The organism is Streptomyces sp. NPDC048383, from assembly GCF_040651775.1.
GTDB lineage: Bacteria > Actinomycetota > Actinomycetes > Streptomycetales > Streptomycetaceae > Streptomyces.
In genome coordinates this window covers 68,252-85,726 of sequence record NZ_JBEZKS010000030.1, presented here as the reverse complement: position 1 = coordinate 85,726, position 17,475 = coordinate 68,252, and the positions used below count along the sequence as shown (strand labels likewise).

Genomic DNA, 17,475 nt, shown 5'->3' with positions numbered 1-17,475 from the left:
GGAACACCACCCGGCCGGTCACACCGGAGGAAGCGTCACCGCGGGACGCCAGCCCGGAACACCCACTCGTTCCAGCTCGGGAGAAGGACACGCCATGCTGCGCACCACGATCGTCAAGGCCGCCGCGGTCACCTCGCTCGCCCTCGTCGCCCTCACCCCCGCCCTCGTCGGCCAGGCCCCTGACGCCACCACCCACGTCACCGCCACCACCGCCTGGGAGTAGCCCGGCCCGAGGCCCCGCCGCCTCGCCGGAGCACGCACCACCCGCACCACCCGCGCCACCCCCAGGGCTTGCCGTACGCCGCCCCGACCGCTGGTCCCGCAGGACAGCCGTCGCCCCTGCCCCGATGCGCCCGATCCCCTCCGGCCCGCCCCAGGGCCCCCGCCCGCGGCCTCCCGCGGCGCCCCCCGGAACGTCCCGACCAGCCCCAGGAGCTTCGCCGTGTCCCGATTCCAGACCCTCGCCGTCCGCACCGCCGCCGTCTCCGCCCTGGCCGCCGCCGCCCTGACCCTGACCCTGACCGCGACCACCCCGCCCGGCGCCGACACCCGCGTCACCACCGCCACCACCGCCTGGGAGACGGCCCCGGCGGGCAAGAACACCACCGCCTGGGAGACGGCGCCGACGGGCAAGAACACCACCGCCTGGGAGTAGTCGCCCCGCGCTCCCGCGTCCCGGCAGCCCCACCCGACACCCCGCCGCACCCGACACCCCGCGCCACCCGCGCGTCCCGCCCGTCGGCCCGACAGCTGCGCCTGCAGGGCAGCCGTCCGCCCGCCGCGGAGCGCCCGCCCGCTCCCGGCTCCCGACGTACGCGCAGGGCCGGCCCCCTCCCTCCCGGGAGCGGGGCCGGCCCTGCGCGGCGTGCGTGGGGGTCGCGGGTCAGCCCCTGCTGACCGCCACCAGGATCTCCGGCAGCTTGCGCGCCACCGTCGGCGCTGCCAGCCGCAGCCCCGCCCATGTGGCCAGGGCGCCCCAGGCGGTGCCCAGCGGCAACAGGACCCAGGTCAGGTCCCGGTGGTCGGCCACGTGCAGGAACACCGTCAGGGCGATCACCGGCGCGCAGATCACCACCGAGGCCAGCAGCCCGAGCCCGATGCCCGCCCAGGCGAGCCCGCCCTGACCGGGGGCGACGTTCTTGAAGGCCCCGTCCGACGGGATCGAGTACGGGAAGTGCGCAGAAGCCAGCGCGCCCGTGCACAGCATCGACCCGACGAGCGCCAAGGACACGCCGAGACCGGCCGGGAGGGCGCCCCAGTCCCCGATCAGGCCGGCCGTGACGGCCGTGACGAGGACCGTGTACGGGACGATGACCAGCGCCAGCGCCGCGGCCCGGGCCCGGAGTTCGAGGTAGGCGTCGTGCGGCGTCGCGATGGTCTGGGCGACCATCCAGAACGCGGAGGTGTCCTGCCCGAACTGGTTGTACATCTGGACGCCGAGCATGCCCGCGCCGAAACAGGCCAGGTAGACGGAACCGGCGCCCTGGAGGGCGTTGACCACCGGGACGATCATGCCGATCGCCAGCGCCGTCACCCAGGCCGACTTCGTCTTCGGGTCCCGCACGGCGTAGCGCAGCGTCCGCCGCATGGTGGCGCCCGTACGGTCGTCGGGCAGCAGTGACCGGGAACGGCCCGCGCCGGGTTCCTTGGTGGGCTTCGAGGCCGCGAGGCTGGAGCCGTCCGGGGTGACCATGAGCCCGGTCAGGGTCCGCTCCCAGAACCACAGCAGGCCGGCCAGCGCCGCGACGGTGACCAGGAACTGGCCGACGGCCTCCAGGTGGGCGCCCCGGGCCGCCGAGTCGACCATGCCGACGGCCGACGCCGGCGGCAGCCACCGCACGACCTCCTCGACGGGCTCCAGCCGGGTCAGACCACCCGCCTCGAACAGCCGCTGGCTCGCGAAGTTGGCGACCTGCGCCCCGACCGCGATCAGCAGGCCGCTCAGCAGCGCGAGGTCCCGCCCCTTGCGGCTGGTCAGCAGCCGTACGTTGGCCGTCGCCACGGCCCGGGCGAGCGTCACGCAGCCGAGGACGAGCAGCGGGACGGCCACCACACCGGCCACCACCCCCGCCGCGCCGCGCGCCACCGCCACCACCGAGCCGACGGCCAGGCACAGCGTGAACAGCGGCCCGATGCCGACCAGCGAGGACGCCAGCAGCGCCCGTACGAGGGGCCGCGGCCGCAGCGGCAGCATCACGAGCCGGCTCGGGTCCAGGGTTTCGTCACCGGTGGGGAAGAACAGCGGCATGAACGCCCAGCCGAGCGCCAGGATCGCGGCCAGCAGTACGACGACGGTCCCGGCGTGGGCGTGGCCGCGCAGCATCGCCAGGCCCAGCGTCACGAACCCGGCGACGACGAGCGCGAGGACCAGGCTGCCGATCCAGGCGGCCTTGCGCTTGGAGGAACCCTTCAGGCCGTTGCGCATCAGCGACAACTTGAGGCGGACGAACAGCGGCGTCAGCGACACGTCCGCGACGGCCGGCGCGACCGGAGCGACCCGCACGGCCGGGGCGGTGCTCATCGGGCGCCGCCGAGCCAGTCGAGGGAGTCGCCCGCGGCCCGGTCCCGGGCGCCGACGAGTTCGAGGAACGCGGCCTGCAGCGACGGCGCGGACCCCCGTACGTCGGCCAGCGGCCCGGCGGCGCGGATCTGCCCGGCGGCCATGACGGCCACCCAGTCGCAGAGCGACTCGACGAGCTCCATCACGTGCGAGGAGAACACGACGGTGGCGCCGGAGGCGGTGTACCGCTCCAGCACCCCGCGGATGGTCTGCGCCGACACCGGGTCGACGCCCTCGAACGGTTCGTCCAGGAAGAGGACTTCGGGGTTGTGGAGCAGCGCGGCCGCGAGGCCGATCTTCTTGCGCATGCCCGTCGAGTAGTCCACGACCAGCTTGTGCTGCGCGCCCGCGAGGTCCAGGACCTCCAGCAGCTGCGTCGCCCGCTTGTCGGTCTCCTCACCGGGGAGCCCCCGCAACCGGCCCATGTAGCCGAGGAGTTCGCGTCCGGAGAGCCGCTCGAAGAGCCGCAGCCCCTCCGGCAGGACCCCGATGCGGGACTTCACCGCGACGGGGTCGGCCCACACGTCGTGTCCGACGACCGTCACCGTGCCCGCGTCGGGGCGCAGCAGCCCCGTCACCATCGACAGCGTCGTCGTCTTGCCGGCGCCGTTGGGGCCGACGAGACCGATGAACCGGCCCGCGGGCAGTTCCAGGTCGACCCCCGCGACGGCCACCTGCTCGCCGAACCGCTTCCACAGTCCTTCGACGCGTACGGCGGCGCTCGGCGCGGTTCGCACGCCGTCCACCCCGCCCGTACCGCCCGCCGCATCACCCTGTTCCGGCATGCGCCTGCCTCTCGTCCGTTCCCCGTGGTCGTACGTTCCTCACCATAGGAGCGGGTCGCGGACGTGAGCAGTTACTTATGTCATGAACCTCGGGGCGGTGCCGGGCCGGTGCGCGCGGACCCTTCAGGCGCCCCGACGGCCCCGGGCAGCGGCGGCCTCGCTGCCGCAGGCGTACGCGAGGGCGTCGATCAGTTCCTCGGTGTCGGGCAGCCACCGGTTCGCGGGGGTGGGCTTGCGGGCCCACTGCACCGGACCCCGGCCGCCCTGCCGGGTGGGCGGCGCGGCCACCCAGTCGCCCTCGCCCCGCGCCGCCAGGTCGATGGCGTGCGGCAGCCAGCCCAGCTTGCGCACCAGGTCCGCCGTCTTCGCGCCGGCGCCCGGCAGGACGAAGAACAGCATGCGGTGGTCGGGGGTCAGGGTGACCGGCCCGAGGGTGCGCTGCATCCGCTCCAGGCGGGCCAGGGCGAGGAAACCGGCGGAGTCCGGGACGTCCAGCACGTCGAAGGTCCGGCCGGTCGGCAGCAGGATCGAGGCCGTGGGGTGCTTCGCCCAGATCCGCCGGACCCCCACCGCGCTGCCCGACGCCTGGGCCGCCCACTCCTTCACCGCCGGGTGGGCGCCGGGTGCGGGACAGTCCGTCGCTCCGCAGGAGCACAGTTCCCGGCCGTCGCCGTGCTCCAGCCAGGTACCGGCGAAGACGTCCCAGTGCCGTTCCTCCACGTACCGCACGGCATGGTCGAGCAGCTGATCGCCACGCTGCTGGGGGATGGGCGCGGTCTCCGTGACTCCGATGGTCTCTTCCACGCCCATCACAACTCCTCGGGTCACGGCTGGTTACGGGCCCAAACCGGCCGGTGGACGGTGCATCGATCCTGCATACGGGGCGCATCGGTGCACGGGCGGGGGCGCGTAGGAGGCTGGGGCGCGGTCGCTGGGTAGCCACGAGTCGCGGAGGGGAAGATTCTCCGCACATCAGGCGGGAAGTGATCATTCCAACGATCACCCGCGGCTTCAGGGGGTTTTCATGGCAGCCAGGCCTCTCGTGGCCCGCCAGCCGAACGAACGGCTGCAGGCGCTCATCCAGGAAGCCGGGTGCTCGAACGCCGGGCTCGCCCGGCGGGTCAACATGTGCGGGGCCGAACACGGCCTCGACCTGCGCTACGACAAGACGTCCGTGGCCCGCTGGCTGCGCGGCCAGCAGCCGCGCGGCCGGGCTCCGGGCATCATCGCGGAGGCGCTGGGCCGCAAACTCGGCCGGACCGTCACCATCGACGAGATCGGCATGGCCAACGGCAAGAACCTCGCCTCGGGCGTCGGCCTGCAGTTCTCCCCGACCGTCGTCGGCGCCATCGAGCAGGTCTGCGAGCTGTGGCGCAGCGACGTGGGGCGCCGCGACTTCCTGTCGGGGTCGAGCGTGGCGGCGTCCGCGCTGGTCGAGCCGAGCCGTGACTGGCTGATCACCGGCGCCGACCCGCAGGTCGCCCGCAGTGGCGGGGCCCGCGTCGGGATGTCCGACGTGGAGGCCGTCCGGGCGACGACGCAGGCCCTGACCGAGCTCGACCACCGTTTCGGCAGCGGCCACGTACGGCCCGTGGTGGTGCACTACCTGAACTCCGTGGTGTCCGGGCTGATCGGCGGTTCCTACCGGGAGCCGGTCGGGCGGGCGCTGTTCGCGGCCGTGGCCCGGCTCACCGAACTCGCCGGGTACATGGCCGTGGACACCGGGCAGCCGGGTCTGGCGCAGCGCTACTACATCCAGGCCCTGCGGCTGGCCCAGGCGGCCGGCGACCGGGCGTACGGCGGGTACGTCCTCGCCGCGTCGATGAGTCACCTCGCCGCCGAGCTGGGCAACCCGCGGGAGATCGCCCAGCTGGCGCGGGCCGCGCAGGAGGGCACGCGGGGGCAGGTCACGCCGCGGGTGGAGGCCATGTTCTACGCCGCCGAGGCGCGCGGGCACGCGCTGCTGGGCGACGCCCGGTCGACGGCGGTGCTGTCCGGTCGGGCGATCACGGCGCTGGAGCGGGCGGAGCCGGAGTCGGGGGACGACCCGGTGTGGATCCGGCACTTCGAGCACGCCTACCTGGCGGACGAGCTGGCGCACTGCCACCGGGACCTCGGTCAGGCCGAGGCGGCGGCCCGCCGCGCGCAGGAGGCGCTGCGGGCGCTGCCCGCGACGAAGGCCCGCCGGCGGGCGATCGGACTGCTGCTGCTGGCGGCGGCGCAGGTCCAGCAGCGGGAGGTGGAGCAGGCCTGCACGACGGCGACGAAGGCGGCCGAGCTGCTGGAGACGCTGCGCTCGCGCCGGGGAGCGGAGTACCTGGAGGACTTCCGGGTGCGGTTGGAGCCGTACCGGGAGGAAGCGGCCGTTCGGGAGTTCGCGGCGCGGCTGGAGGTTCAGCCGGCCTGACATGTCCGCAGAGGGACCGGGTAGCGTGACCCGACGGTTGCCGTAGTTGCGGGAGACGTCGGAGAAGGCAGAAGGAGTCCCGGTGACGCAGAGCGGACAAGGGGGCGTCCCGGAGCCCGGGACGCCGCGTCCGGTGGGCCCGGAGGCCACTCCGGGCTACCCGGAGCAGGCGGGTCCGGAGCAGGCGTACCCGGAGCAGGCGTACCCGCAGCAGGCGTACCCGGAGCAGGGGTACGCGCAGCCGGCGTACCCGGGACAGGCGCACGGGGGGCAGCCCTACCCGGAGCAGGGTCACCCGGGTGAGCCGCCCCGGCCCGAGCAGCCGCAGGCGTACGTCGAGCAGCCGCCGCAGCCCGGGGAGCCGTGGGGGCCGCCCGCGTACGCCTACCCGCAGCCGGAGGGCTACGGTCCGGACGGCGCCGGGTACGGGCAGCCGGGCCGGCACGCGGCGCAGGAGTACCCGTCCCCGCCGTACGGGCAGCCCGCGTACGAGCCGCAGCCGCCGCTGCCCGAGCAGCCGGCGTACGACCACCCGCCGCAGGGGCACGTCCTGGGCCCCGGCTTCGAGGGCCCGGGCGAGCCGCACGGCTACGGCTACCCGCCGCTGCCGGACGCGGTCACCCAGTACATCGCGCCGGTCCCGGCCCACCCGGGCGAGGACGCGACGCAGTTCATCCCGCCCGTGCCGGCCCAGTCGGGCGCCGGTGAGGACGCTACGCAGTACATCGCGCCGGTCCCGGCCCACCCGGGCGAGGACGCGACGCAGTTCATCCCGCCGGTCCCGGCCCAGCAGGGCGCCGGTGAGGACGCGACGCAGTACATCGCGCCCGTGCCGGCCCGGTCGGGCGCCGGTGAGGACGCGACGCAGTTCATCCCGCCCGTGCCCGCGCAGGGCGCCGACGACGCGACCCAGTTGATCCCGCCTGTGCCGCCGGGCCCCGCGCCCAACGCGGCCGAGGGTTTCGACGGGTTGTTCCGCGGCGAGGCCGACACGGCCGGGCACACCCAGCAGCTGCCGCCCGTCCGGGAGCCGGTGGCCCGGCCCGCGACCCGGCGGAGGGCCGCTCCGCCCCCGGCCGGCCCGCCTCCGGCCGCCGCGCAGCAGTTCGCCCCGGGCCGCCCCCACCCCGGGCAGCCGCCGCGGCAACAGCAGCAGTACGCGCCCCCGCCGCCCCCGCCGGCCCCGAACCGGATTCCGCCGGCGGTCATCGCCGCCGCGGTCGTCGGGCTGGCCGTGGCCGGGCTGGGCGTCGGCGCGCTGCTCGGCGACGGCAAGGCGCAGAACAACGACCCGGGTGCGGTCGAGGCGCCCGCCTCGACCGGCGCGTCCGCCTCCGCCGCCGGCGGCGAGGCACCGGTCGACCCGGCCCGTCCGCAGGCCGTCCAGCTCGACAAGCTGCTCGCCGACAGCAACGACAGCCGCGCCGCGGTGATCAAGGCCGTCGAGGACATCAAGGTCTGCAAGAACCTGGACCAGGCGTCCCTGGACCTGAGGGACGCGGCCCGGCAGCGCGACGGGCTCGTCACCCGGCTCCAGGAGCTCAAGGTGGACAAGCTCCCGGACCACGCGAAGCTCACGGCCTCCCTCAACAAGGCCTGGAAGGCGTCGGCGGACGCCGACAACAGCTACGCGGACTGGGCCGACGACGTCGCCGCGGACGCGGGCGGCCGTGACGACAAGAACGACAAGGACGACAAGAACGACAAGGGCAACAGGGACAACGAGGACGGCAAGGGCTGCAAGGACGGCAAGGCCGTCCCCACCGACAACGCGGCCGACGGCAACCGCTCCAGCGGCGAGGCGACGAAGTCCAAGGAGTCGGCGGCGGCCCTGTGGAACCGGATCGCCGCCAAGTACGGCCTCACCCAACGCGACAAGTCCCAGCTGTGACCCGTCCCGCGGGCGGGCGGGCGCGGGAGCTGACCGGCTCCGCCGGGCCCCGCGTCACGTCGAGCGGGGGGCGCTTTCGAGGGTCGGGGTCATGTCCTGGGGCTGTTCGCCGGGCTGGGCGACGAGCCGGCCCGCCTGGACGATCTGGAAGGTGACCCGGCCGTTGACCAGGCGCGGGAAGCCGGCGACGGCCCGCATGTCCTGGTAGCGCCAGCTCAGGTCGGGGGTCAGGCCGCCCGTCGGGACGCTCTGGGACTGGTTCAGGGCCCGGGCCAGCTTGCGCGCCGTGATCTCCTCGTCGCCCTCGAAGCGCTTCACGACCTCGTTCAGCACGGTGTACGCGATCCAGGTGGTCTGCGCCCCGCTGTCGTCGGGGTCCACGGTGTCGTCGCCGAAGGCCTGCTCGGAGATCACCTTGCGCATCGGCGCCCACAGCGGGTCCGTCGACACCGGGTACCAGCTGGTGAGGTACGCGCCTTCGAAGGGGCTCTCCTTGCCGCCGGTGCGGTCCACCAGGGCCTGGCTGACGCTGCCCAGGACGGAGGAGATCTGCGGGTTGCGGTGCTGGCCGTCGATGCGGCGGAAGGCGTCGAAGAAGGTCTCGGTGCGCTCGCCCAGGACCGCCGTCACGCACTGCTTGTTGTCCTTCGCCTCCTTCCCGTCCTTGGCGTCCTTCGTGGCCGGGGTGCCGGCCGGGGTGCCGGCCGGGGTGCCCGACGGGGCGGGCGCGGTGGGGCCGTTCAGGGCCTCGCGGGCCTGGGGCGTGAAGTCGGCGGAGTCCTCGGCGGCCCGGATGTCGGCGGCGTCGGCCATCTTGTTGGCCTTCAGCCCGGCGTTGAGCAGCACCGGCATGGTGTCGCCGGCGAGGGTGTCGGGCCGGACCAGGGACACCTGCGCGCAGGCCTTGCCCAGCTGGTGCCCGGCGCCGGCCAGCAGGACCGGCTGGCCGCCGTTGACCGGGTAGGACAGGGTGCTCTGGAACTCTTCGGCGGAGACTCCGTAGCCACCGATGAAGGGGATGCCCTCGGCCTCCAGCGGGGCCATGAAGGCGCGTCCGTGCTGGCTGTAGGAGCCGACGACGGCGACGGCCTTCTCGGAGATCGCCTTGCGGGCGCAGTCGGCGGCGCCCGTCGGGGTGTTCTTCTCGTTGCAGGTCAGTACGCGCAGTTTGCGGCCGTTGATGCCGCCGTTGGCGTTGACCCAGCTCTCGTACGCCTTGGCCATGCCGGGCATTCCGGGCATGTTGGTGGCTTTGGTGTCGATGGGGGCGAACGTCATGACCGTGATGGTGTCCCCGGATCCGCCCGGGCCCCCCGAAACCACTCCGCACGCGGTGGTGAGACACGCGCCCATCGTCGCCGCAAGCAGGGTGCGGGAGAGGGGGGTTGAGCTTCGCCGACTGGTCATGTCCAGCGACCATTCCGCTCCACGGGGAACTCGATGCTGAGGTGTACATAACATCCGGTGACGTCGAGGTGAATTACCGGGTGCGGGCGCCGCAAGATCGCGTGCACGGTGAACGTACGATCGAAAGCGTGACATTCGCCCAAGGTTCGAAGAACTCTTCCCGCCGCGGCGGCCGCTCCTCCACCATGGGCGGCATGCCCCTCAACGACATGCCGTGGTGGCGCTGGCGCAGCAACGTGCGCTCGGCGCTGCACATGCTCTCCGACCCGCTGTTCCAGGAAGAGGTCTGGCTGGCCGGTGCCGCCGGGTACGGGGACGTCACCGACGCCGTGTACCGGCTCGTCGAGGACACCTGGCTCGACAGCTGGTCCGCCGACCGGTACGTCGGCACGATCTTCCGCGACGCGCAGGAGGCGGCCGCGGTCGACCTCGCCGTGCTGCGGGTGCTGCGGATCCTGCACCAGGTCGGACCGGACGCGCCCGTCTCCGTCTACCTGGAGCACCCCTCGTGGCCGGAGGCCGTACGGGCCGCCCGGCAGGCCCACGTACGGATGACGGCGGCGGACGGGGAGGACCCGGACGCCCGGCCCAGCTCCGTGGACGTTCTGAGGAGCCTCACCCGCGCGGTGTGAAAGGCTATGCGGTCATGAGCGATCCGCAGCCCGAGGCGCAGCCCCAGTACGTCCTGACCGTGTCCTGCCCCGACAAGCAGGGCATCGTCCACGCCGTGTCGAGTTACCTCTTCATGACCGGCTGCAACATCGTGGACAGCCAGCAGTTCGGCGACCGGGAGACCGGCCTCTTCTTCATGCGGGTGCACTTCGAGTCCGAGCCGGGGCTGACGGTCGACAAGCTGCGCGCGAGCTTCGCCGCGATCGGCGAGTCCTTCCGGATGGACTGGCAGATCCACCGCTCCGACGAGCGCATGAAGATCGTGCTGATGGTCTCGAAGTTCGGCCACTGCCTGAACGACCTGCTGTTCCGGTCGAGCATCGGCGCGCTCCCGGTGGAGATCGCCGCGGTGGTCTCGAACCACACCGACTTCGCGGAACTCGTCGGATCGTACGACGTCCCGTTCGTCCACATCCCGGTGACCAAGGACACGAAGGCGGCCGCCGAGGCGCGGCTGTTGGAGCTCCTGCGGGAGAAGGAGGTCGAGCTGGTCGTCCTCGCCCGCTACATGCAGGTGCTGTCGGACACCCTGTGCAAGGAGCTGAGCGGGCGGATCATCAACATCCACCACTCGTTCCTGCCGAGCTTCAAGGGCGCCAAGCCGTACCACCAGGCGCACGTGCGCGGTGTGAAGCTGATCGGCGCGACCGCCCACTACGTGACGGCCGACCTCGACGAGGGCCCGATCATCGAGCAGGAGGTCGAGCGGGTCGGCCACGAGGTGACCCCCGACCAGCTCGTCGCCATCGGCCGCGACGTCGAGTGCCAGGCGCTGGCCCGCGCGGTGAAGTGGCACAGCGAACACCGGGTGCTGCTGAACGGCTCCCGCACGGTCGTCTTCGCCTGAGCCGTAGTTCGGTGCACACGCGTCCTGCGACGCCCCCCGGCCGGTCCGGCCGGGGGTACCGCCCCGCTACAGGCGGCTGAGCGACGCGGCGGCGAACAGGACGTCGCGGATCGCCTCGCGGTCCCCGATCTGGCCCACCGCGGCCTCCTCCGGCGAGATGTGACCGGCGGCGAGTTGGCAGAACTCCAGGCCGTCCAGCGCCACCTCGGCCACCGTGTGTTCCCGCGAGGGCTTCGCGGCCGGCGAGTCCAGGGCGATGTCCCAACCACCGCCGCCCGCGCCCTCGATCTGCAGGTGCAGGGTCCGCCCCGGCGCTCCCGCCGCGACCAGCCCGCGCGCCGGAGCCGCCAGTCCCGACCGGCGCCGGCCCGCGAGCGCGCCCGGCAGCAGCCGCGCCGCGAGGTCGATCATCCGGTGCAGGTCCGGGCCCGACGGCGGCTCGTACGGGTAGTCCACCGCTTCCGCTATGTCCCAGGCGTGCACCCAGCACTCGAAGGCCCGCTCCAGGAACGCGTCACCCAACGGCAGCGCGAACCCGCCGTAGTCCACGCCCAGCTCGGCCACGCCCCGACCCGCGAAGGACACCGTACGGACCAGGGTGTGCCCCTGCTCCCGCCACGGCTCGCGGACCTGGCGGGTGGTCGGGTACGGGGAGGAGCTCCAGAAGTGCTCGGTACGGCCCGTGGGGCCGCCCGGCGGGGCCTGGGGCCCCAGCGGATCGTCCAGGCCGAGCGCGGTGGCGACGAGTCCGTCCACCGTCAGCAGGTGACCGATCACGCCCGCCACCGTCGTGCGGCGGGAGCGGCGCTGTTCCTCCTCGAACCACTTCAGCCGCACCGGGGTGTGCCACTCGGAGTCGCCGAAGTCCCGCAGCAGCGCGTCGAGCCGCGCCGTCTCGGTGTCGTACGGGTTCGCCCACACCGGCACCGGGATCCGCGCCGGGCGCTTGCCCAGGCAGTCCTCCAGCACCCGGGAACGCAGCAACGGCTTGAGGTCCAGGCTCTCCTCGGGGTGCAGCAGCCCGACCGCGTCGCGCAGCCGCAGCGCCTCCTCGGCGCAGGGCGCGCACTCCGTGAGGTGGTCCTCCACGGCCTGCGTCTCCTCGACGGAACACGCGGCGAGCGCCCACGCCCCGAGCAGGGACTTCAGCACGCCGTGCGAGGGCGGCTCCGGGACGGGCGCCCGCGGGGCCTCGTCCACGGGCGGCGGCAGCGGGTGCGGCGGACGCAGGTCGTCGCCCGCCGCCCGCGGACCGGGTATCCGCGCCGAACCGCCCGCCGGGCGCTCGTAGGCGTCGTCGGGGATGTCTTCGGAGGGGCCGGTCATCGGGGTGTTCCGTATTCGCGTGAGCCGTATCCGGGCGGGGCGGGGTCCTCGCGGGGGAGGACGTTGGCGGTCGACAGCAGTTGGAGGCCCAGGCGCAGCCGGCGCCGCGCCTCGTCCTCGCTGATCTGCAGGTCGGCGGCGGCCTGCCGGTAGTCGCGGCGCTTGAAGTAGGCCAGTTCCAGGGCGGCCCGCAGCGGGGCGGGCATCGAGGTGACGATGTAGTCGGCGCGGGCGGCGGCGTTCGCGCTGCGGACCTTCTGCTCCAGCTCCTCCCGGGAGCCGCGGCCCAGTTCGGCCTGGCGCAATCGGGCCACCGCCTGGCCCTGGGTGATGCGGGCGACCCAGGACCGCATGGAGCCCTGCTTCGGGTCGTAGGCGTCCGGGTTCTCCCAGATGTACCCGAAGACCTCGCGGGTGATCCGGTCGGCCGCCTTCTCGTCGCCCAGCACCCGGTGCGCCAGACTGTGCACGAGCGAGGCGAACCGGTCGTACAGCTCGCCGAGCGCCGCCGCCTCGCCGCGGGCCAGGCGTTGCTGCATGCGTCGGTCCCAGCGCGGTGGAACGTCCTTCGCCATGGTGCCCCCTGCCGTGTGTCGACCCGTCGAATGTAGTCCGCACCCCAGGGAACGCGCCTGTTTTGGCGCAAGCCCGCCCTGGAAGGGTGGACCGCGTGCTAGTGCTGTGACCGGAAAGGTCCACCGGGTCGCGGCGTTGACGGCGTGACACCTACCCCGCGATGGCACACGCATACGCGCCCCACCGCGCTCCCCGTGCGCGGGTTCGATGCGGCCGGCTGCTTGACCGCTTCGCTTAACGCTCGGGCCACTGAGGGCTTACGCTCCTGCCTTGTCTTGAACTGCACCCCATCGCACACGTGAAGGCGGAACGCCGACTATGGACAGCGCAGAATACGAGCGCAAGATCGCCGCCCGATTCGCCACCTTCGACCAGGACGGATCCGGCTATATCGACCGGGAGGACTTCAGTACGGCCGCGAGGGCGGTGCTGGCCGAATTCGGCACCACCGCGCGGTCGGACAAGGGCCAGGCCGTGTTCATCGGTGCCGAGGCCTTCTGGCAGGGCATGGCCGGGATCGCCGATGTGGACGGCGACCAGCGGGTGTCCCGCGAGGAGTTCGTCACCGGCGCCGCGAAGCGGCTGCGGGACAACCCGGCCCGGTTCGCGGAGATCGCCCGGCCGTTCCTCGCCGCCGTGATCGCCGTCGCCGACGAGGACGGCGCCGGCGCGAGCCCGGCGGCGGCGACCCGCGTCCTGCGGGTCCTCGGCACCCCGACCGAACTGGCCGACCAGGTCGCGGCGGCGCTGGACGCGGACGGCGACGGCCGGATCACCGAGGACGAGATCCTGGCGGCGTTCGCGGGCTACTGCGGGGTGGACCCGGACGCGTAGGGCGCACCTCGCCCCACCCGGCGCGGCACCTCGCCGCGCCGCGCCCCGCCGCGTCCGGGCGGCGGGGCCGGCGCAACGACCCGGCGGGGCGGACGCCGCGCTCAAGGCGGGTCAGGCGTAGCGCTCGCGGAGCTTGTACTTCAGGACCTTGCGCAGGGCGTCGTTGCGGGGGAGCGCGTCGGTCAGCTCCAACTGCTCGGGCAGTTTGTGCGGGGCCAGCCCCTGCGCGCGCAGGTACGCGGTCAGTTGGGGCAGGGTCAACAGGGCCTCTCCCGGGGGTTGTTCGACGACGGCACAGACGCGTTCGCCGCGTTCGGGGTCGGGCAGACCGATGACGGCGACGTCGCCGACGGCCGGCAGCGCGTGCAGCAGGTCCTCGATCTCCTTCGCCGAGATGTTCTCCCCCTTGCGGATGATCACGTCCTTGCTGCGGCCGGTGAGGACGAGGTGGCCGTCGGCGGTCAGCCGGCCGAGGTCGCCGGTGATCAGGTAGCCGTCGGCGTCGAAGGTCCCGTCGGTGTCCGCGCGGCCCAGGTAGCCCTGGCAGACGGCCTCGCCGCGCAGGCGCACCTCGCCGTCCGTGCCGGTGGGCAGTGGATCGCCGGCCGGGGTGGTGATGCGGATGGACATGCCGGCCGGGGGGCGGCCCTCGGTGGTGGCGAGGTTCTCCGGGGTGTCGTCGGGCGCCCCCATGGTGATCATGGGGACTTCGGTCATGCCGTAGCCGTGGGTGAGCTGGCAGCCCAGTTCGCGGACCACCGCGTGGTAGATCTCGGGGGGCTTGGGGGCGCCGCCGCCGGCGAGCAGTCGCAGGCTCGGGATGAGCTTGGTCCCGGGGTCCTTGCGCTGCTCGGTGAGGAACATGGAGTAGAAGGCGGTGGAGCCGCCCGCGACGGTGACCCGGTGGCGGCGGTAACCGTCCAGGGCGTCCGGCATGGCGAACTTCTCGAAGAGCACCGCCGGGAACCCGTACAGCAGCAGCATCACCGTGTAGTCGGGGCCCGCTATGTGCGCGAACGGGAAGGCCATCGAGCCGACGTCGGCGGGGGTCAGGCGCAGCGCGTCGGCGAGGCAGGAGCCGCCGGCGATCAGGGAGCGGTCGGTGTGCAGGACGCCCTTGGGGTCGGAGGTGGTCCCCGAGGTCCAGTAGATCCAGCGTACGGAGGTGCCGTCGCCGGGCGGTGGGGGCAGTACGGCCGGGTCGCCGTCGGGGAGGTCCGCGTAGGCGTCGAAGACCCCGCGCGCGCCGAGCCGGGCCGCCATCGCGGCGTGGTCGAAGCCGCGCCAGGTGCCGGGGACGGCGAAGAACTCGGCCTTGGACTCGCGCAGGGCGAAGCCCACCTCGCGGTCCCGGTAGAAGGGGATGACGGGCGACTGGACGGCGCCGAGCCGGGCCAGGGCGAGCGAGAGCAGCACCGTTTCGATGCGGGTCGGCAGTTGCCAGGCGACGACGGTGCCGGGGCGCACGCCCATGGCGTACAGGCCCGCGGCGACGCGTTCGGAGCGGTCGCGCAGGGCGCCGAAGGTGAGCGTGCGGTCGTCGGCGGGGCGGTCGGCGGCCTCGATGAGCACCGGGCCGTCGGGGGTGAGCGCGGCCCGGCGGGCGACCAGCTCCCACAGGGTCCGGGACCGGCTCAGTTCCGTCGCGGTGTCCGTCATCCCGGACCTCCCTCGATAGATTTCTGACGGATAGTCAGGTCTGGCGCAGAGCGTAGGGCGCCGGCGCTTGCCGGTCCAGAGCCGGCGGGGCTAGCTTGTTTCTGACGATCCATCAGATTGGGCGATTGGGGAGACCATGGAATCGGAACTGCCTCGGATCATCAGCGTCGACGACCACGTGATCGAACCCGCCCACCTCTTCGACGTCTGGCTGCCCGCCAAGTACCGCGACCGCGGTCCCCGTCCGCTCACCGCCGGCATCGGCGAACTCCAGTACACCGGCGGCAAGTACGTCATCACCATGGACCCCGACGGCCCCCCGACCGACTGGTGGATCTACGAGGACCTCAAGTTCCCGTACAAGCGCAACATCGCCGCCGTCGGCTTCGACCGCGACGACATGACCCTGGAGGGCATCACCCGCGAGGAGATGCGCCGCGGCTGCTGGGACCCCAGGGCCCGCCTCGCCGACATGGACCTCAACCACGTCGAGGCCTCCCTCTGCTTCCCCACCTTCCCCCGTTTCTGCGGCCAGACCTTCGCCGAGGCCCACGACAAGGAGGTCGCCCTCGCCTGCGTGCGCGCCTACAACGACTGGATGGTCGAGGAATGGTGCGGCGACAGCGGCGGCCGGCTCATCCCGCTGTGCATCATCCCGCTCTGGGACATCGACCTCGCCGTCGCCGAGATCCACCGCAACGCCGCCCGCGGAGTGCGCGCCGTCACCTTCTCCGAGATCCCCACCCACCTGGGCCTGCCGTCCATCCACTCCGGCTACTGGGACCCCTTCTTCGCCGCCTGCCAGGACACCGGCACCGTCGTCAACATGCACATCGGGTCCTCGTCCCAGATGCCCGCCGCCTCCCCCGACGCGCCGCCCGCCGTCCAGGCCTCCCTCAGCTTCAACAACGCCATGGCCTCGATGATGGACTTCCTCTTCAGCGGCGTCCTCGTCAAGTTCCCCACCCTCACGCTCGCCTACAGCGAAGGCCAGATGGGCTGGATCCCGTACGCCCTGGAACGCGCCGACGACGTCTGGCGCGAACACCGCGCCTGGGGCGGCGTCAAGGACCTCATCCCCGAGCCGCCGTCCACGTACTACTACCGGCAGATCTACTGCTGCTTCTTCCGCGACAAGCACGGCATCGCCTCGCTCGACGTCGTCGGCCGCGACAACGCCACCTTCGAGACCGACTACCCGCACGTCGACTCGACCTTCCCGCACACCAAGGAGGTCGCCCTCGACCACGTCCGGGGACTCGACGACGAGACCGTCTGGAAGCTGATGCGCGGCAACGCCATCCGCATGCTCGGCCTGCCCCTGGACCTCGACCGGCCCCGCCAGGGCCGCTGATGGACCTCACCCACACCGAAGAGGAACAGGACTTCCGGGCCCGCCTGCGCGAATGGCTCGGCAAGACCCTGCCCGAACTCCCCGCCAAACCCTCCCCGGACGACTGGCCCGCCCGCCGCGCCTACGACCTGGGCTGGCAGCGCCGGCTGTACGACGCCGGCTGGGCGGGCCTGCACTGGCCCGTCGACGCCGGCGGCCGCGGCGCCACCCCCACCCAGCACCTGATCTTCCTGGAGGAGACCGAACGAGCCGGCGCCCCGTACGTCGGCGCCAACTTCGTCGGACTCCTCCACGCCGGCCCCACCATCGCCGCCGAGGGCACCCCCGAACAACGCGCCCGCTGGCTGCCGCCCGTCCTGCGCGGCGACGAGGTCTGGTGCCAGGGCTTCAGCGAACCCGACGCCGGATCCGACCTCGCCGCCCTGCGCACCCGGGCCGTCCGCGACGGCGACGAGTACGTCATCACCGGCTCCAAGATCTGGACCTCGCACGCCGAGGTCGCCGACTGGTGCGAACTCCTCGTCCGCACCGACCCCCGGGCCCCCAAACACCGCGGGATCAGCTGGCTCGCCCTGCCGATGGACACCCCCGGCGTGAGCGTCCGCCCGCTGCGCACCCTCGCCGGATCGACGGAGTTCGCGGAGGTCTTCCTCGACGAGGTCCGAGTCCCCGTCGGCAACCGGGTCGGCGCCGAGAACGACGGCTGGCGCGTCACCATGGTCACCCTGTCCTTCGAACGCGGCACGGCCTTCGTCGGCGAGGTCGTCGCCTGCCGCCGCACCCTCGGCCGGCTCGCCCGCACCGCCAAGGCCAACGGACGCTGGGACGACCCCGTGCTGCGCCGCACCCTGGGCCGGCTGCACGGCGAGTTCGGCGCCCTGTGGCGGCTCACCCAGTGGAACGTCGGCGAGGCGCAGCGCTCCGGCGGCGTCCCCGGCGTCGGCGGCAGCGTCTTCAAGCTCGCCTACTCGCACGCCCGCCAGGAGCTGTACGAGGCCGCCGCGCAGGTCCTCGGACCGGACTCCCTCGTCCTGGACGAGGAATGGGTCCTGGACCGGCTCTCGTCCCTCTCGTACACGATCGCGGCGGGCACCTCGCAGATCCAGCGCAACATCGTCGCCGAGCGGATCCTCGGCCTCCCGAAGGGACCGTGAACG

The 17,475-nt window shown here is 73.2% G+C and carries 16 protein-coding genes; 9 read left to right on the top strand and 7 right to left on the bottom strand.

Annotated features, from left to right (window positions below; all coding sequences use genetic code 11):
* Positions 1–94: 94 nt before the first annotated feature.
* Positions 95–223 (top strand): hypothetical protein, encoded by a 129-nt coding sequence (locus AB0D46_RS21235; RefSeq protein WP_362879504.1) that lies wholly within the window; start codon positions 95–97, stop codon positions 221–223.
* A 219-nt stretch (positions 224–442) separates the two neighbouring features.
* Positions 443–655, top strand: coding sequence for a hypothetical protein (locus tag AB0D46_RS21230; RefSeq protein ID WP_362879502.1), 213 nt, complete (start codon positions 443–445; stop codon positions 653–655).
* A gap of 228 nt (positions 656–883) precedes the next feature.
* On the opposite strand, the gene AB0D46_RS21225 is transcribed toward AB0D46_RS21230, so the two are convergent.
* From AB0D46_RS21225 to AB0D46_RS21215, 3 genes are all read right to left on the bottom strand, one after another.
* The gene (locus tag AB0D46_RS21225) at positions 884–2,521 is read right to left on the bottom strand and encodes a transporter (RefSeq protein ID WP_362879500.1); all 1,638 of its coding nucleotides are present in this window, start codon (positions 2,519–2,521) and stop codon (positions 884–886) included.
* Positions 2,518–3,345 carry an ABC transporter ATP-binding protein gene (locus AB0D46_RS21220; protein ID WP_362879498.1) on the bottom strand — a complete coding sequence of 276 codons (828 nt, stop codon included), beginning with the start codon at positions 3,343–3,345 and terminating at the stop codon, positions 2,518–2,520. The genes AB0D46_RS21225 and AB0D46_RS21220 overlap by 4 nt, the downstream gene beginning before the upstream one ends.
* 123 nt (positions 3,346–3,468) lie before the next feature.
* Positions 3,469–4,155 carry a bifunctional DNA primase/polymerase gene (locus tag AB0D46_RS21215; RefSeq protein ID WP_362879496.1) on the bottom strand — a complete coding sequence of 229 codons (687 nt, stop codon included), beginning with the start codon at positions 4,153–4,155 and terminating at the stop codon, positions 3,469–3,471.
* Positions 4,156–4,369: 214 nt separating this feature from the next.
* On the opposite strand from AB0D46_RS21215, the gene AB0D46_RS21210 reads away from it, so the two are divergent.
* Both AB0D46_RS21210 and AB0D46_RS21205 read left to right on the top strand, forming a co-directional pair.
* Entirely contained in the window at positions 4,370–5,752 is a 1,383-nt protein-coding gene (locus tag AB0D46_RS21210; protein WP_362879494.1) for a transcriptional regulator, read from the top strand.
* Between the two features lie 82 nt (positions 5,753–5,834).
* The gene (locus AB0D46_RS21205; RefSeq protein ID WP_362879492.1) at positions 5,835–7,643 is read left to right on the top strand and encodes a hypothetical protein; all 1,809 of its coding nucleotides are present in this window, start codon (positions 5,835–5,837) and stop codon (positions 7,641–7,643) included.
* Positions 7,644–7,697: 54 nt separating this feature from the next.
* Here AB0D46_RS21205 and AB0D46_RS21200 read toward each other — a convergent pair whose 3' ends face one another.
* Entirely contained in the window at positions 7,698–9,050 is a 1,353-nt protein-coding gene (locus AB0D46_RS21200) for an ABC transporter substrate-binding protein (RefSeq protein ID WP_362879490.1), read from the bottom strand.
* Positions 9,051–9,235: 185 nt separating this feature from the next.
* Here AB0D46_RS21200 and AB0D46_RS21195 point away from each other — a divergent pair, with 185 nt between their 5' ends.
* Together AB0D46_RS21195 and purU are read left to right on the top strand one after the other, a co-directional pair.
* Positions 9,236–9,682, top strand: a complete 447-nt coding sequence (locus AB0D46_RS21195; protein ID WP_362879530.1) for a hypothetical protein — start codon at positions 9,236–9,238, stop codon at positions 9,680–9,682.
* A 14-nt stretch (positions 9,683–9,696) separates the two neighbouring features.
* A complete protein-coding gene (gene purU / locus AB0D46_RS21190) occupies positions 9,697–10,569 on the top strand; it encodes a formyltetrahydrofolate deformylase (RefSeq protein ID WP_362879488.1) in 873 nt (290 codons plus the stop codon).
* Between the two features lie 66 nt (positions 10,570–10,635).
* Here purU and AB0D46_RS21185 read toward each other — a convergent pair whose 3' ends face one another.
* Positions 10,636–11,895, bottom strand: coding sequence for a maleylpyruvate isomerase N-terminal domain-containing protein (locus tag AB0D46_RS21185; RefSeq protein WP_362879486.1), 1,260 nt, complete (start codon positions 11,893–11,895; stop codon positions 10,636–10,638).
* Positions 11,892–12,470 carry a sigma-70 family RNA polymerase sigma factor gene (locus tag AB0D46_RS21180; RefSeq protein WP_281211046.1) on the bottom strand — a complete coding sequence of 193 codons (579 nt, stop codon included), beginning with the start codon at positions 12,468–12,470 and terminating at the stop codon, positions 11,892–11,894. Before AB0D46_RS21180 ends, AB0D46_RS21185 begins: the two co-directional genes overlap by 4 nt.
* A gap of 319 nt (positions 12,471–12,789) precedes the next feature.
* Between AB0D46_RS21180 and AB0D46_RS21175 the strand changes: the two genes are divergently transcribed.
* Entirely contained in the window at positions 12,790–13,305 is a 516-nt protein-coding gene (locus tag AB0D46_RS21175) for an EF-hand domain-containing protein (RefSeq protein WP_362879484.1), read from the top strand.
* Between the two features lie 111 nt (positions 13,306–13,416).
* Here the strand turns inward: AB0D46_RS21175 and AB0D46_RS21170 are convergent, their stop codons facing one another.
* Positions 13,417–14,964, bottom strand: a complete 1,548-nt coding sequence (locus AB0D46_RS21170; protein WP_362879482.1) for an AMP-binding protein — start codon at positions 14,962–14,964, stop codon at positions 13,417–13,419.
* 136 nt (positions 14,965–15,100) lie between these two features.
* Here AB0D46_RS21170 and AB0D46_RS21165 point away from each other — a divergent pair, with 136 nt between their 5' ends.
* Together AB0D46_RS21165 and AB0D46_RS21160 are read left to right on the top strand one after the other, a co-directional pair.
* Complete coding sequence (locus AB0D46_RS21165; RefSeq protein ID WP_362879480.1) at positions 15,101–16,318, top strand: amidohydrolase family protein; 1,218 nt, start codon at positions 15,101–15,103, stop codon at positions 16,316–16,318.
* Positions 16,318–17,472 (top strand): acyl-CoA dehydrogenase, encoded by a 1,155-nt coding sequence (locus tag AB0D46_RS21160; protein ID WP_362879478.1) that lies wholly within the window; start codon positions 16,318–16,320, stop codon positions 17,470–17,472. The genes AB0D46_RS21165 and AB0D46_RS21160 overlap by 1 nt, the downstream gene beginning before the upstream one ends.
* The last annotated feature ends 3 nt before the right edge of the window (positions 17,473–17,475 follow it).

What these genes read in the sequence shown, in the direction of transcription:
- AB0D46_RS21235 (WP_362879504.1), top strand. Translation starts at nt 95, where the DNA reads ATGCTGCGCACCACGATCGTCAAGGCCGCCGCGGTCACCTCGCTCGCC.
- AB0D46_RS21225 (WP_362879500.1), bottom strand. Translation starts at nt 2,521, where the DNA reads ATGAGCACCGCCCCGGCCGTGCGGGTCGCTCCGGTCGCGCCGGCCGTC.
- AB0D46_RS21220 (WP_362879498.1), bottom strand. Translation starts at nt 3,345, where the DNA reads ATGCCGGAACAGGGTGATGCGGCGGGCGGTACGGGCGGGGTGGACGGC.
- AB0D46_RS21215 (WP_362879496.1), bottom strand. Translation starts at nt 4,155, where the DNA reads ATGGGCGTGGAAGAGACCATCGGAGTCACGGAGACCGCGCCCATCCCC.
- AB0D46_RS21210 (WP_362879494.1), top strand. Translation starts at nt 4,370, where the DNA reads ATGGCAGCCAGGCCTCTCGTGGCCCGCCAGCCGAACGAACGGCTGCAG.
- AB0D46_RS21200 (WP_362879490.1), bottom strand. Translation starts at nt 9,050, where the DNA reads ATGACCAGTCGGCGAAGCTCAACCCCCCTCTCCCGCACCCTGCTTGCG.
- AB0D46_RS21195 (WP_362879530.1), top strand. Translation starts at nt 9,236, where the DNA reads ATGGGCGGCATGCCCCTCAACGACATGCCGTGGTGGCGCTGGCGCAGC.
- purU (WP_362879488.1), top strand. Translation starts at nt 9,697, where the DNA reads ATGAGCGATCCGCAGCCCGAGGCGCAGCCCCAGTACGTCCTGACCGTG.
- AB0D46_RS21185 (WP_362879486.1), bottom strand. Translation starts at nt 11,895, where the DNA reads ATGACCGGCCCCTCCGAAGACATCCCCGACGACGCCTACGAGCGCCCG.
- AB0D46_RS21180 (WP_281211046.1), bottom strand. Translation starts at nt 12,470, where the DNA reads ATGGCGAAGGACGTTCCACCGCGCTGGGACCGACGCATGCAGCAACGC.
- AB0D46_RS21175 (WP_362879484.1), top strand. Translation starts at nt 12,790, where the DNA reads ATGGACAGCGCAGAATACGAGCGCAAGATCGCCGCCCGATTCGCCACC.
- AB0D46_RS21170 (WP_362879482.1), bottom strand. Translation starts at nt 14,964, where the DNA reads ATGACGGACACCGCGACGGAACTGAGCCGGTCCCGGACCCTGTGGGAG.
- AB0D46_RS21165 (WP_362879480.1), top strand. Translation starts at nt 15,101, where the DNA reads ATGGAATCGGAACTGCCTCGGATCATCAGCGTCGACGACCACGTGATC.
- AB0D46_RS21160 (WP_362879478.1), top strand. Translation starts at nt 16,318, where the DNA reads ATGGACCTCACCCACACCGAAGAGGAACAGGACTTCCGGGCCCGCCTG.